The organism is Microcoleus sp. D2_18a_D3 (assembly GCF_036702455.1).
In the GTDB taxonomy this organism is placed as follows: domain Bacteria; phylum Cyanobacteriota; class Cyanobacteriia; order Cyanobacteriales; family Microcoleaceae; genus Microcoleus.
The window spans coordinates 1-13,776 of sequence record NZ_JAUBTK010000007.1 but is presented as its reverse complement, the minus strand read 5'-3'; the positions used below and the strand labels follow the sequence as shown (position 1 = coordinate 13,776).

11 protein-coding genes are annotated in these 13,776 nt (G+C 44.6%); 7 read left to right on the top strand and 4 right to left on the bottom strand.

What is annotated here, in order from left to right; all coding sequences use genetic code 11:
- The first annotated feature begins 57 nt into the window (after nucleotides 1–57).
- Both rplI and QUB06_RS05220 read left to right on the top strand, forming a co-directional pair.
- Nucleotides 58–516: a 50S ribosomal protein L9 gene (rplI, locus tag QUB06_RS05225; RefSeq protein ID WP_333434403.1), complete on the top strand. Its 459-nt coding sequence runs from the start codon at nucleotides 58–60 to the stop codon at nucleotides 514–516.
- A 403-nt stretch (nucleotides 517–919) separates the two neighbouring features.
- Entirely contained in the window at nucleotides 920–5,023 is a 4,104-nt protein-coding gene (locus QUB06_RS05220; protein ID WP_333434402.1) for a replicative DNA helicase, read from the top strand.
- 92 nt (nucleotides 5,024–5,115) lie between these two features.
- On the opposite strand, the gene QUB06_RS05215 is transcribed toward QUB06_RS05220, so the two are convergent.
- Nucleotides 5,116–5,703 (bottom strand): FKBP-type peptidyl-prolyl cis-trans isomerase, encoded by a 588-nt coding sequence (locus QUB06_RS05215; protein WP_333434401.1) that lies wholly within the window; start codon nucleotides 5,701–5,703, stop codon nucleotides 5,116–5,118.
- Nucleotides 5,704–5,981: 278 nt separating this feature from the next.
- On the bottom strand, nucleotides 5,982–6,308 hold the full coding sequence (locus QUB06_RS05210) for a phasin family protein (RefSeq protein WP_265235356.1): 327 nt from the start codon (nucleotides 6,306–6,308) through the stop codon (nucleotides 5,982–5,984).
- 215 nt (nucleotides 6,309–6,523) lie between these two features.
- Between QUB06_RS05210 and QUB06_RS05205 the strand changes: the two genes are divergently transcribed.
- The 4 genes from QUB06_RS05205 to QUB06_RS05190 all read left to right on the top strand — a co-directional run bounded on the left by QUB06_RS05205 (nucleotide 6,524) and on the right by QUB06_RS05190 (nucleotide 9,568).
- A complete protein-coding gene (locus tag QUB06_RS05205; protein WP_333434400.1) occupies nucleotides 6,524–6,880 on the top strand; it encodes a zinc ribbon domain-containing protein in 357 nt (118 codons plus the stop codon).
- A gap of 203 nt (nucleotides 6,881–7,083) precedes the next feature.
- Nucleotides 7,084–8,049 (top strand): BadF/BadG/BcrA/BcrD ATPase family protein, encoded by a 966-nt coding sequence (locus QUB06_RS05200; RefSeq protein ID WP_333434399.1) that lies wholly within the window; start codon nucleotides 7,084–7,086, stop codon nucleotides 8,047–8,049.
- Between the two features lie 357 nt (nucleotides 8,050–8,406).
- A complete protein-coding gene (locus QUB06_RS05195; protein ID WP_333434398.1) occupies nucleotides 8,407–9,063 on the top strand; it encodes a hypothetical protein in 657 nt (218 codons plus the stop codon).
- Nucleotides 9,064–9,166: 103 nt separating this feature from the next.
- Complete coding sequence (locus tag QUB06_RS05190; RefSeq protein ID WP_333144774.1) at nucleotides 9,167–9,568, top strand: MgtC/SapB family protein; 402 nt, start codon at nucleotides 9,167–9,169, stop codon at nucleotides 9,566–9,568.
- Between the two features lie 1,033 nt (nucleotides 9,569–10,601).
- Here the strand turns inward: QUB06_RS05190 and QUB06_RS05185 are convergent.
- Both QUB06_RS05185 and QUB06_RS05180 read right to left on the bottom strand, forming a co-directional pair.
- The gene (locus tag QUB06_RS05185) at nucleotides 10,602–10,814 is read right to left on the bottom strand and encodes a hypothetical protein (RefSeq protein ID WP_333285586.1); all 213 of its coding nucleotides are present in this window, start codon (nucleotides 10,812–10,814) and stop codon (nucleotides 10,602–10,604) included.
- A 50-nt stretch (nucleotides 10,815–10,864) separates the two neighbouring features.
- Nucleotides 10,865–11,095: a hypothetical protein gene (locus tag QUB06_RS05180; protein ID WP_333109616.1), complete on the bottom strand. Its 231-nt coding sequence runs from the start codon at nucleotides 11,093–11,095 to the stop codon at nucleotides 10,865–10,867.
- Between the two features lie 376 nt (nucleotides 11,096–11,471).
- Between QUB06_RS05180 and QUB06_RS05175 the strand changes: the two genes are divergently transcribed.
- Nucleotides 11,472–13,220: a hypothetical protein gene (locus QUB06_RS05175; protein ID WP_333434397.1), complete on the top strand. Its 1,749-nt coding sequence runs from the start codon at nucleotides 11,472–11,474 to the stop codon at nucleotides 13,218–13,220.
- Nucleotides 13,221–13,776: the final 556 nt, after the last annotated feature.

Sequence of the window (13,776 nt, the reverse complement as noted above, 5' to 3'; positions counted from 1 at the left end):
GCCCCTCAAACTTCGCTATTATAAAAAGTTGCAGTTAAAACCCCACAACCCACGATCATGGCCAAGCGCGTTCAATTAGTTTTAAATAAAGATGTCAGCAAACTCGGCAAAGCTGGCGACGTAGTAGAAGTAGCCCCCGGCTACGCCCGCAACTACCTAGTACCCCAAGGAATGGGATGTAGAGCCACTCCGGGCATTCTCAAGCAAGCAGAGCGCCGCCGTGAAGAAGAAAGAGTGCGCCAGCTAGAGCTCAAGCAGCAAGCTGAAGTCCGCAAAACCGCCCTCGAATCGGCTGGGCCTTTCATCATTTCCAAGCAAGTTGGCGAAGCAGACGCGATTTTTGGTACTGTCACCAACCAAGAAGTAGCAGAACTGATTTTCAACTCTACCAGTCAAGAAGTCGATCGGCGCGGCATCACTCTGCCCGAAATTCGCCAAACTGGTACATACAAAGCTGAAATCAAACTACACGCAGAAGTTACTGCCGAAGTTGATATTCAAGTTGTTCCGATGTAATTAAGAGTCATCAGTCATCAGTCATTAGTCATTAGTCATTAGTTGTTAGTCATTAGTCATCAGTCATTAGTTGTTAGTAATTAGTCATTAGTCATTAGTCATTAGCTAAGAACTGAGTACCCCTAACTAAGAAGTGAGTCACGCTAACTAAGGACTGAGGACTGCTAACTTGCCGATTTAAAACTGACGACTAATCACTGGCAACTAATAACTATAGGATTTACGCAAAAAATGGTTTAAGCCGCTATAGGTAGGAATAAGGTGCGCCCATAAGCAGCCTACAGATAGAGTTGGTGCGTAAGTCCTAAACTAATGACTAATAACTAATGACTAATAACTAATGACTAATGACTAATAACTAATGACTAATGACTAACAACTAATGACTGAGGACTATTGACTAATGAGCGATTTGATGCCGACAAATATAGAGGCAGAAGAAGCAATTTTGGGCGGGATTTTAATTGACCCCGAAGCTATTTCCCGAATTGCCGAACTGCTGCGACCGGAGTTTTTTGCCATCACCGCTCATCAAGTCATTTATCGATCGGCATTAGGGCTATTTTTACAGGGTCAACCTACCGATTTAATGACGGTAACAACTGCGCTAACCGACCGCAACCAGTTAGATCAAGTAGGAGGACTAACTAAATTAGCACAATTAGTCGATCGCACAGTTTCCGCAGTCAACATCGACCAATATGCAGTTTTAGTAGAAGACAAATATCAGCGCCGCAAATTAATCGAAGCTGGCAACAACATAGTACAATTAGGTTACGAGACAGCCGTACCGCTAGAAACAGTCTTAGACCGCGCCGAACAAGAAATTTTTAGCATAACTCAAGAACGCCCGCAACAAGATTTAGTATCGATCGGCGAAACATTAAACCAAACATTTCAAGACCTAGAAAATCGCAATGAAGGCCTCACACTTCCCGGTATTCCGTGCGGTTTTTATGACTTAGATGCTATGACAGGAGGCTTTCAGCGATCGGATTTAATCATCGTTGCAGCTAGGCCGGCGATGGGAAAGTGCCAAGCAGCCTCTACCGTAATAGTAGAAAGTGATGGAAGTGTTTCTAGTATAGAACAAATCTATCAAAAACGTCAAGCTGAATTACTAACATTAGGAGAAGATTGGCAATTTCACCTAACTAGACCATCAGCTTTTATAGATGATGGAATTAAGCCTGTATTTCGGGTAACAACAAGACTGGGACGCTTTATAGAAACTACAATTACACACCCATTTTTAACAATTAAGGGCTGGCGGCAGTTGAGGGAAATACAAGTAGGCGATAAGATTGCTGTTCCCCGCAGGATGAATCTTTTTGGTAAAGAAACCATCCGAAACTGTGAAGTTAAATTATTGGCTTATCTAATTGGCGATGGGTGTTTGACACGCAGCGCGCCACACTTCACCAATGGAAATACTGCTATACTACAAGATTTTGCTGAAGCTGCTACTAGCTTCGGAGGTCTTAAGCTGCGATTCAACGATAAAGGGAGACGCGCACCAGAATATTATGTCATGGGCGATCGAGAAAGTTACACAGATAGTATAAAAAACTTTGGTTATAATTTAGAAATAATCCTTTTAAAACGAAATTTTGACTCTAAAAAATTAGCGCTAGAATTGGAAGTTCCACCGCGATTAGTCCGGTCTTGGGTGGAAGGAAGAGCATTTCCCAATCAAGAATTATTTAGTGGCATTTGCAGAGTTTTAAGACTAGATCCAGAACACCTAGCCGATGAGGGAATGGATGTTATTAATACAAGTCATAAAAATCCCCTGAGAAATTGGTTAGAAAAGTTAGGTCTGATGGGAAAAAATGCTCATGAGAAAACTGTACCAGAAATAGTTTTTAAATTGCAGCGATCGCAAGTTGCCCTTTTCCTCAACCGCCTCTTTTCAACAGACGGCTGGGCAACCCTACTTACCAGCGGTCAATCTCAACTAGGCTACTGTTCTGTCAGCGAAGGACTAGCCAGACACGTACAGCATCTACTGCTGAGATTTGGCATCATTGCAGCCCTCAAAAAGCGTTCGGTTAAATACAAAAATACTCGCCGACCAGCTTGGCAAATCGATATTACTGACGCAAAATCCATCAAAACATTCATATCAGAAATTGGTATTTTTGGCAAAGAGGTAGCATTATTTAAAGTAAAAGAAGCCTTAGAAAATAAAGAATACCAAACTAGCCGCGATTTAATTCCTGTCGAGGCGTGGGAATACCTAGCATTAGCAAAAGGCAACGAATCTTGGGCATCCTTAGCAAAACGCGCAGGCATCAAAGGTCACTCAAATATCCACGTTGGTAAACGTGCGCTGTCCAGAGAAAGATTTTTAGTTTTAGCAACGGCTTTAGATAATTTATGGCTGAAAAAACTGGCAGATAGCGAGGTTTACTGGGATGAAATAGTTTCTATCGAACCGATGGGAAACAAGCAAGTTTACGACTTAACTATCCCGGAGACACACAATTTTGTGGCTAACGATATCTGCGTTCACAATACAGCTTTCTGTACCAATATCGCCCACCACATCGCCGCCGGACAGCAAAAATTGCCGGTTGCCGTTTTCAGCTTAGAAATGTCGAAAGAACAGCTAGTGCAGCGTATTCTGTCCAGCGAAGCCAAAATAGAAAGCAACCGATTGCGATCGGGTAGAATCAGTCAAAACGAATGGGAACCAATTAGTACAGCCATTGGCAATTTATCAGAACTACCACTATTTATTGACGATACTCCCAATATTACCGTCACAGAAATACGATCGAAAGTCCGCCGCCTCCAAGCAGAACAAGGCGGAACCCTAGGATTAGTCTTGCTAGATTACCTGCAATTAATGGAAGGTACCAGCGACAACCGCGTGCAAGAACTATCTCGAATTACCAGAAGTCTTAAAGGTTTAGCCCGCGAACTCAACGTGCCGATTATTGCCTTATCTCAGTTGAGTCGGGGTGTAGAAGCGAGGACAAACAAGCGGCCGATGATGTCTGATTTGAGAGAAAGTGGGTGTCTCGGTGGCGATAGTTTAGTTACCCTGGCGGATAGTGGATTAGAAGTCCCGATTCGTGATTTAGTCGGCAAATCTGGCTTTGCTGTTTGGGGATTAAATTCAGATACTCTGAAACAGGAAAAAGCGATGGTGACTAATGCTTTTTGTACTGGAGTCAAGCCCGTCTGGGAGATGACGACTTGCTTGGGAAATTCGATTACAGCAACAGGCAATCATAAGTTCTTTACATCAGATGGTTGGAAGCGGTTAGATGAATTAAAAATAGGCGATCGAATTGCTACACCTCGATCAATTCCTTGTAGTGAACTGCAGACGATGGGTAATGCTGAATTAGCTTTACTAGGACATTTAATTGGTGATGGTTGTACTTTACCCAGACATACCATTCAGTACACGACGCGAGAATTAGATTTAGCTGAATTAGTTGCTCATTTGGCTAGAGAAGTATTTGGTGATAAAATTAATTCCCGCATTAAACGCGAACGCGATTGGTATCAAGTTTATCTCTCCGCTAGTTATCGTCTCGCTCCCAATATTAAAAATCCGATTACTAAATGGCTCGAACAATTAGAAATATTTGGTTTACGTTCCCATGAAAAATTTATTCCCAGTTTAGTATTTACCCAACCGCAAGAATTGATCGCTCTTTTCCTTCGACACCTATGGGCAACTGATGGTTGTATCAAACCGACTAAAGGGAAGAAATGTCTTTATCCAGCTATTTATTATGCTTCTAGTAGCGAGAAGTTAGCCAGAGGAGTCCGTTCTCTGTTGCTTAGACTGAACATCAATGCGGCTGTCAGAGTTATTTCTCAAGGTAAAAAAGGGCGCGCACAATATCAAGTTTGGTTAGGAGGGAAATCAGACATAGAAATATTTGCGAATGTAATTGGTGCAGTTGGTAATTATAAAAAATCTAGTTTGGAAGAGGTAAAAATATATTTAAATAATGCTGATAGTGGGAAGACTAATCGGGATTTAATTCCGAATGAACTTTGGCGAACTCAAGTCAATCTTGCCCAAAAGCGCCTTGGTTTAACCGTCAAACAGATGCAAGATTGCTTAGGTATGCGTTATTCAGCCACAACGGATTACAAATGTGATATTGGTCGAGAACGCGCATATCAGTTGGGGAATATTTTGGATGCCGAAGAGATATTCAAGCTAGCTGTTAGCGATATCTATTGGGATAAGGTGAAAGAAATCAATTTTTGTGGCGAAGAAATGGTTTACGATATGACAGTAGAAAATATTGAAAGCTTTGCCACACAAGGTTTGTATGCCCATAATTCCATAGAGCAAGACGCCGACTTAGTAATTATGCTGTACCGCGATGAATATTACAACCCTGATTCCCCCGATCGCGGAATTGCAGAAGTAATTATTACCAAACACAGAAACGGCCCCACAGGAATCATCAAACTATTATTTGACGCCCAATATACCTGCTTTCGCAATCTGGCATCTCCGAAGCGATCGTAAATCAACCAGAACATACACAAAAACCCGGTTTCTTAAAAAAAACCGGGTTTCTAAACACCGTAAAAGTTTTACGTTGAATTAGATTGAGCTACCTAGCCACCGATTCTCAACAATTCCACATCAAAAATCAGCGTAGCATTAGGAGGAATCACCCCGCCCGCACCGCGAGCGCCGTAACCGAGTTCAGGGGGAATAATCAACTTGCGCCGGTCTCCAACTTTCATCGTACCGACACCTTCATCCCAACCCTTAATTACTTGACCCACGCCAATTTGGAACTCAAAAGGAGAATTGCGATCGCGCGAACTGTCAAACTTCGTGCCATCCTCCAAAGTTCCAGTGTAGTGCACCACAACCTTCTGCCCGGTTTTGGGAGTCGCCCCATTACCCTCTTTCAATTCAACATATTTTAGACCGGAATCGGTGGTGACAGTTTTCTCAGTATTATCAGTCATGTTATTGCCAGCGATAGTAGCTGGTACCTTCGGTAAAGTAGCATCAGCTACTAGCAAGCTATTTTCATTCAAAGACGGCGCTGACAACTTCTCAATAGCAGTCTCGGGTAAAAGATTGTTCAATTCGGCTGCAACTGCTTGGGACCCAGAACCGCCCATTTGAGCGACTATCAAAAACAAAAAGCAAACCAGCATTACTCCCAAGCTGACTAGAACTCCTCGCAAAATTAATCCTCCTAATACTTTTAACCGCGATATCTCAGATATCTAAGACATCTAGTACAACAAGAACTACCAAATGTTATCTGAACTTTTCCACCAAAAAACGGCAGCTACCAGATAATTTTAAAGGCAAAAGTATGAAGTCATAATGTTTGTAATTCTACATAAATGGCTTCTACATAAGTGCCTTTTTTAGCCTTCTGCCTTCGGGTGACAATCTTATCACAAGATAGCCGCGAACTTCTCGCGGGCGTTAGCGAAGCCCTCGAAGAGGATCGAACTCAGCGCCAGTTACGGTTTTCTAAATCCCGCATCTGACGTTCCAAACGATCGAGCCTTCCGCGCAACTCATCCATTTCCGACTGTCGGGGAACTCCCATATCTTGCAGCATATTCCGTAGTTGCCGCTGCAACTGCGTATCCCAATTGCCCTGTTCAGACTTGAGGTGCTCCGTCACGTCATCGACAAAGGTTTTGGCTTGCTCGGGATTGATTTTGCCATCTTTGACCCATTGCTCGCTAGCTTCCTGCAATTTCTCGGCTACCAGAGAGGTAGTACCAATGCCCAGCATTACCAGTTGTTTGAGTAAGTTGCTATTGTTATCCATAGATTTTTCCTACTGTTTGCCCTTTCATACCCGATCGGCTCAGGTCGCCTGCTGTCGCTGCGAAACCATCTGTAAACTTAAAGTTACATCAGCGCACACCTACCTTTCTATTTTGGAGCATCCAGCCGCCTGATGGCGAGGCGATCGCGCTAATCGGCGTTCGGAAAACCCGCTAATGAGCCTACCCACCACATTACCCCATCACCCTGCTGTCTATGCCTGATTGCCCCCGCTGTCACCAACCTGTAGACGCCCAAGCGCTCGCCTGTCCACACTGCAAAATCCCCCTCAAAGCTTTCGGTCATCCGGGTATCCCTCTTTATCGATCGAAACCCGAAGAATTTCTGTGCACTACCTGTATTTATCACGAAGACGACACTTGCAACTACCCGCAGCGTCCCTTTGCCAAAGAATGCACGCTTTATCACAATCAAGCTGAGCCACTTGTGCCACAGACGATCCGTTACAGCAGCGGCGGCTGGCTGCAATCAATCAAAAATTGGTGTCAGCGCCATCTGGTTTGGTTAGCATTATTAGGTTTAATTATTATTAGCATTGCTCTCTCGATTTAATCTCACATCTTGCACCATTCTGAAGAACAGGCTGTCCGGTCTGTTCCACAAAGAGTAGATTTTCTTGTGGAACAGGCCGGAAAGCCTGTTCATAAAAGGCTTATTGACACTGGTGCAACATCTCAGTTTAATCTGATTGTACAAAGCGTAGAATAGAGAGATATCTGTTAATCTGGGTTGCTCTATTATTCTCTAAATTATTCATGAGTTACGTATTCGGCATCGACGGCGGCGGCACTAAAACTATCTGCCTTTTAATGGATGACAACCACCTTGTTTTAGGACGGGGTGAAGCAGGGCCGTCAAATTATCAAACCCTGGGAATAGAGACAGCCAAACAATCCATTCAATTGGCGATCGAACGAGCAGTTCTGTCCGCTCAGGTCGAGCCTGTAGGCAATCTCAACATAGAAGCAATTGGTCTGGGACTAGCAGGCGTCGGGCGTCCAAAAGATCGTGAAATAGTGCAATTTGTAGTGCAGAACTTGCAGTTGACGAATACTTTACCAGTAACCCGATCGTTCCTGCCCAGGAATATAGTAATTTCCAGCGACTGCGCGATCGCACTTGCTGGCGGTACAGGCCATCCAGTGGGTATCGCCGTTATTTCAGGAACCGGTTCGATTGTTTTTGGGCAAAACCGTCAAGGGAAAACTAAACGAGTCGGCGGTTGGGGATACATTTTAGGCGATGAAGGCAGCGGATATAACATCGCCCTTCAGGGTTTGCAAGCTGCTTTGAAGTTCTATGACGGACGCGAAGATTTTACTGTGCTTGCGGAAAAATTTCAAAAGCATTTAGGCCTCAATAACCTAGAAGAATTGGTAGAAGTCGTTTACGGGCGCGGTTGGGGAGTCAAAGAAATTGCTGCTTTAGCGCCGATTGTCGAGGGAGCAGCAGCAGAGGGCGATCGCGTCGCTGACTGCATTATCAATAATGCTGTGGCCGAATTAACCTATTCAACAAAAATAGCCATTTCAGCGCTATTTAACCAAACAGAAGAATTTGAAATTGTGATCGTAGGAGGTGTGTGGGGTGGAGAGGCAAATTGCCGAGGTCGGTTTGAAGCAGCCATAAGTGCGATCGCCCCAAAAGCTAAGGTAATTTCGCCCCGATACGAACCAGCTTTCGGTGCTGGATTGCTAGCCTTAAACGCTCTCAACAATTAATTGTTGACTGTTGACTGTTGACTGTTGACTGTTGACAAGCGAAATATTTTACACCTACTTTCCAGCTTCCCGATCCATCTGTGGAGTCAAATCTCAAATCTCAAATCTCAAATCTCAAATCTCAAATCGACTGGCTGTTGACTGTTGACTATCTTCCTTATCTTCCCGATCGCCCCTGTATTGGGGATTTCCTCGATTTTTCCAAATTTTCAACTTCTTGATTATCAACCTTATCTTCCCAACTGGTAGGATTCCAGCCTGCCATAATCAAAACATCAGATGAATGCGAAACCAGAAACAAATTTAGCAGTAGTGCGTTCCTAAGTAAACAAAAACCGAAGCAAGGAGACAATTTATATGATTACTTCTCAAAAATGGCGTTCAGCAACAGCAGCAATCCTCGCACTGGGCATTACAGTTGGAACCAGCGTGCCGCTAGTGGTAGCTACTCCCGCAGAAGCCCAACAACGAATTTCCCAATTTGATAGCATCCGAATTCCATCGGGCAGTGTAATTCCAGTTAGCTATGAAAAAGACAAAATAGTTGTCACCCGCGAAGAAACTGCACCTTTAACTTTAACAGTAGCGCAAGACATCCGCACAGCTCAAGGCAGAGTATTAATCCCCAGAGGCAGCGAGATAGTCGGGGTACTGCAACCTGTCAGGAGAGGCAATCAAAGTGGTACTCAATTTGTTGCCAGAGAGTTAATTATCAGCCGCCGCCAACGCTATCGGATTGACGGAAATTCAGGAATTATTACCAGAACCGAAAGAGTCCAAAAAGGTGCTGGCACAGGTTCAGTAGCGCAAGGTGCAGCCCTGGGTGCAGCCGCAGCAGCAGCACTCGCAGGCATTACCGGCGACAAAGCGATCGCGACTGAAGAAGTATTAGGAGGCGCTGGGATTGGCGCTTTAGCGGGAGTATTGTTGGGGCGGCGCAGCGTTGACGTACTCGTGATTCGCCCGGAACAAGATTTGGCAGTGAGATTGCGATCGGACATCGTGCTCCGCTAATATTGGTATCTTCCGATCAATTATTTGCAGTAAAACATTGTCGATCGCTAACTTGTGGTCTCCCGATCATTGGCTAGGCATACTGTTAAGGTTGTGCCTAGCCATGTTTGTTGGCGGAATTATTGGATGGGAGCGCCAACTCAGAAACAAACCAGCGGGATTGAGAACTCATATGCTAGTTAGTATGGGTTGTGCGCTGTTTGTTTTAATGCCGCTGGCAATGGGTAAAAATGAAAACGGAGGAGATGCTGTAGCGCGCGTAATCCAAGGCATTGCTGCGGGAATTGGGTTTTTGGGAGGCGGAGAAATCCTGCGGCAAAATCACCAGGAAAGAGGCAAAGTTGAAGTTCACGGGCTCACATCTGCCGCCGCTATTTGGGTATCAGCAGCTTTAGGAACTGCTGCAGGATGCGGGTTGTGGCAACTGGCATTAATTGGCGCTTTAATGTCGCTGTTTGTTCTGAGAGTAATTAAAGAGTTAGAGCGACGAGCTCGTAGGAAATAGTCTTAATAAGGATATAAAATCGGGTATTATAACCGTTATAACGTTTGTAGTGACGGGAAGTACGAGCGAGTTTTATGACGGTCAAAGTCCTCACTACCAACTAATTTTATTGCGGTCGATGGAGGGTAAATAATATTAGCTGTTTCATACCAAGTCCAGTTAATCATTGAGCATAAATTGTTGGCCCTCATCCCAGCCATACCTCTCAAGAAAGTGAAAAATGAGCCTTACACAATTTGAGGATGATTATTGTGGGCATTGGTGTCAACTTAACGTTAAACCCTCATTCCGGCAGGGGTTTCAGCAAGAGTCTCAAAGTCAAAGTCCTCTCAAAGAGGACTAATGAGTTCTTCAGTCCTCTTTGAGAGGACTTTCGCTATGAGACAGGGAATTCATTCCCTGGCGGACTTCCGGGTGAGCGGGAGGACTGGCGGACTAAAAGCTTAAGTTGACACTAATATATTGTGGGGTGTTCCGCCTGGTGTGAAAATACACGCCTTCGGACTACGAGAGCCCATCCCACAAAAAAACAATCAAAATTATCCCGCAATTATGCAACGCCTACAAAGTGGCTCAAACGCTTGAAATCTCTGCTTGGGGCGATCGATAAATCTTCCCCATTTGATAGAGTATTAACAATAAGCTGTTGTGCATCTAAATCGTGTTTTTTGTGCGGGCTTTCTGGCCCACCCCACAAGAACTTTATCAAATTTTAGTTCACAGTTTAAATGTGCAACAGCTTACATAACTTTTCAAGAATAATGCTCAACTTTTACGAAGCAAACACTGTGACTACACATTGACAGGTCTAGTCATCCAAGCCTGACCTTTGACGAGTGAAGTCCTCACTATCCACTGACATATTCATTTTAATATTTATTTCAATTTTATTTAACTTGCTCAACACCCATTGAACCCAAATACCAATATTTTTTAAATTAATGAGTATATAAATCAGCAAAATAACTATACATAACCAGCCTTTAGTGAGTATAAGAATTAATATCTACCTGACCAGATAACTGAAAAAAAATTAATTCCTATCTGGAAAAACTGGCATTTTTATCAATTCCAAAGACTCTTGCCTCACCCGACCAGCCATTGCAGCTAACTGCAAGCTCATAAAAGCATTCAAATCTTCCAAATCACACTTGGCTGAAGAAAAAATCTTCTGCATTTCATTTTCTGCTTCCAAACTCAGATATCCAGCGGCAATAGCTTGTTTTACAACTTCACGAACCTGCACTGTAGAAATGTCCCTTACTAAATTTTAACTAATCAAAAGCCAACTAATTACTAAAAGGAAGTTTCGGAAGCCGTCTCGCCAAAGATTTCAAATTTTTTCAGCTCGCGAGACTCTTGTTTCACTCCTCCGGACATAGCTGCTAGTTGCAAAGCCATAAAAGCATTTAAGTCTTCCAAGTCATATTTGGTGGTAGTTAACATCCGCCGCAGTTGATTTTCGGCTTCAAGGGTTAGATAGCCCAGAGCCAGAGCTTGCTGGGCGAGGTCGCGAATTAGTACCATAACACTTCGGGATTTTATTGGTTCAAGCCTAAGTATCGAATGTTTTCACAGAATCAGCAGTGACGGCTATTGCTCGATAGGTGTGACATTGTTACGGGCCACTCGTGACAGCCGGAGTCGCAGAGTGTGACTAAGTATTGGCACTGTTGTGACGGAGATCACGCGGGGGATGCCAGAGGAGGAGTCGGAGAGTGGGGAGTCGGAGAGTGTCCGGGTGTCTGGGTGGGGGAGTCGGAGAGTGTCCGAGTGGAGGAGTCGGAAAGGGGGAGCATTTTTCTTTTTCCCTGGGACTAATGACTGATGACTACTGCCTTCTACCTTCTGAAGACGCTCAACGTCTATAATCAGCAAGTTAAATATTTACTGCAAGACCCATATGGAATTAGCTCATAAAGATTTGCTACAACAAATAGCCCGACTATCGGAAACTTATGCTAATTTGGCCGATCGCCTATCCCAAGCAGCAAAACAACTGCAAGAGTCCGGCCTTCCTCCCTCTGACAGCTTGCTGCAAGAAGTAGCCGCCTACAGCCGCAACTTTGCAGCAGTCCAAAAACAAGCTCTCGAACTCAACAAATCCGCGATCGCACCGGGGGAAATTGCTTCCCTCAAAGACATTCAAAACTTAGTCGAGACTGCCGCAGCTTCTGAAGGTAAAGCAGAAATTCGCGATGCAGCATTGAAAGTGATCGATCGAGTATTGGCGATCGCCCACCGCGAACAAAGCGACTTCGCCCCCTTACAATCAGTTCATGCCAGAGCCCGCGAACTGCAACGCGCGATTTCCGAATCAACCCCAACTCAACTGCATTCCGACGCAGAATCCTTAGTCAGCGGCAAACACCCAGTTTCAGCAGTGCTCGCCCTGGTGGAACAGCAAGACAAATTAGATGACGAACAGTGGGTAATCCTCGAAGAAACAGTCAGCGCCGCTTTTGGCAAACAAATAGCCGTAGCCATTTCCAGAGGCAAATTAACCATTGCTGAGATGGTAAAAGCAGCACCTGCAAAAGTCGAACCCGCATTTAAACCAGCGCCCGAACAAAAAATCAGCGCCGAACCTTTGCCAGAAGTGATTGTCATCCCGTCAGGAAATGTGGCACCGAAACAAGTTACAGTTGCGCCACAGATCCAGATTTTGGAATCCCCCGCACCTTCTGTCCCCATGCACGAGGTGATTATTGTTCCCAGCGTGGAAGTACCTAAGTCTCTTCAGACAACCGGTTCCGGGAACATTGTTTTTGGGGCACCTCGGGACATTCAACAAGCTCCTGTAGAGGGCGGTTTGGGAATCAAAGTTTTGGTGCACATTCAGGGAATTGGCGATCGAACTTTCGGTGCTCAAGAATACGCGGGTTCTAAGGGTCAAGGGCGGCGCGTCGAAGGATTTCAAATTAATATCGATCCGCCAATTGCCGGCTTAAATGTCGAGTACATGGCTCACGTCGAAGGTGTTGGCGATACTCCTTGGCTCAGCCAGGGAGAATTGGCAGGTTTTCGGGGTCAAGCGAAACGAATTGAAGGATTTGCGGTGCGGTTGAGCGGGCCGCAAGCTGATAAGTACGACGTATTTTATAGCGCTCACATTCAGAATATCGGCGACAGCGACGTGTCCTCCAACGGCGAATATTGCGGCACTCGCGGCAAAGCTTTGAGAATCGAGGGCATCAAAGTTTGGATCGCGCCGTCTGCGAGTTCCCAAGCAGTGGCGCCTGTGGGTTTAAAAGTGTTGGCGCACATTCAAGGAATTGGCGATCGAACTTTTAGCGATCGAGAATACGCGGGTACTAAAGCTCAAGGCCGCCGCGTCGAAGGATTTCAAATTAAAATAGAGCCTCCCGTGGCCGATTTAAATTTGCAGTACATGGCTCACGTTGAAGGAGTTGGCGATACTGCTTGGATCTCAGAAGGGGAGTTGGCCGGTTTCCGGGGCAAAGCCAAGCGCATTGAGGGATTTGCCGCCCGCCTGACAGGGCCGCAAGCTGATAAATACGACGTATTTTATACGGCTCACATTCAGAATGTGGGCGATACTCCTGTTACTGCTAACGGTCAATATTGCGGCACTCGTGGCAAAGGTTTGAGGGTTGAAGGGATGACGGTTTGGGTTGAGCCGAAAGCGTAAAAATTGAGAATGAATGGAAAATTGGTCCTTGCATTTTCCATTCATTTGAAACCGTTCTTTTTAAACCCAAATATGCCATGACAGTCAGGGGTATTAGGTGAAAAAATCCGGTTTATGGCCACCCAACGACAGGAATTAGATCGCACGCTAATCTCAGAAACCGGGTTTCTGAGTGTATTTTTCGTACTCAACCGAAATTGGTCGCAGAAACCCGGTTTCTCGTCACCTGCAAAGTCTTGGCGCACGCTAATCTCACTACTATTTGTTAAATTGGTTGAAAATAATGCTTGAACAATAAGTAAAAGCTTCAAAAACAATAGTTAAGTTTAATTAGGGCTTGCTGAAAAAGTAAGAAAACAGGATTTAGAAAGATGAATGAACTCGCGAGTCCCTTGATACTATAAGCTTTGTTTACGCTTTTTTGTATAAAGCATAATTTTTATTAATCATCACAGGTGGAAAACAGGAAAAAAAGTGTATATTCTGAAAGAGACATAAAAAAAGCCAAAAAACCTGCCGTAGCAGGGCCGAAAGATTCATCACCAGAAAAGTTATG

Excerpts from the sequence above, each read along its gene's own strand:
- QUB06_RS05220 (WP_333434402.1), top strand. The coding sequence starts at position 920 with ATGAGCGATTTGATGCCGACAAATATAGAGGCAGAAGAAGCAATTTTG.
- QUB06_RS05190 (WP_333144774.1), top strand. The coding sequence starts at position 9,167 with ATGTTTGTTGGCGGAATTATTGGATGGGAGCGCCAACTCAGAAACAAA.
- rplI (WP_333434403.1), top strand. The coding sequence starts at position 58 with ATGGCCAAGCGCGTTCAATTAGTTTTAAATAAAGATGTCAGCAAACTC.
- QUB06_RS05175 (WP_333434397.1), top strand. The coding sequence starts at position 11,472 with ATGGAATTAGCTCATAAAGATTTGCTACAACAAATAGCCCGACTATCG.
- QUB06_RS05210 (WP_265235356.1), bottom strand. The coding sequence starts at position 6,308 with ATGGATAACAATAGCAACTTACTCAAACAACTGGTAATGCTGGGCATT.
- QUB06_RS05195 (WP_333434398.1), top strand. The coding sequence starts at position 8,407 with ATGATTACTTCTCAAAAATGGCGTTCAGCAACAGCAGCAATCCTCGCA.
- QUB06_RS05205 (WP_333434400.1), top strand. The coding sequence starts at position 6,524 with ATGCCTGATTGCCCCCGCTGTCACCAACCTGTAGACGCCCAAGCGCTC.
- QUB06_RS05180 (WP_333109616.1), bottom strand. The coding sequence starts at position 11,095 with ATGGTACTAATTCGCGACCTCGCCCAGCAAGCTCTGGCTCTGGGCTAT.
- QUB06_RS05200 (WP_333434399.1), top strand. The coding sequence starts at position 7,084 with ATGAGTTACGTATTCGGCATCGACGGCGGCGGCACTAAAACTATCTGC.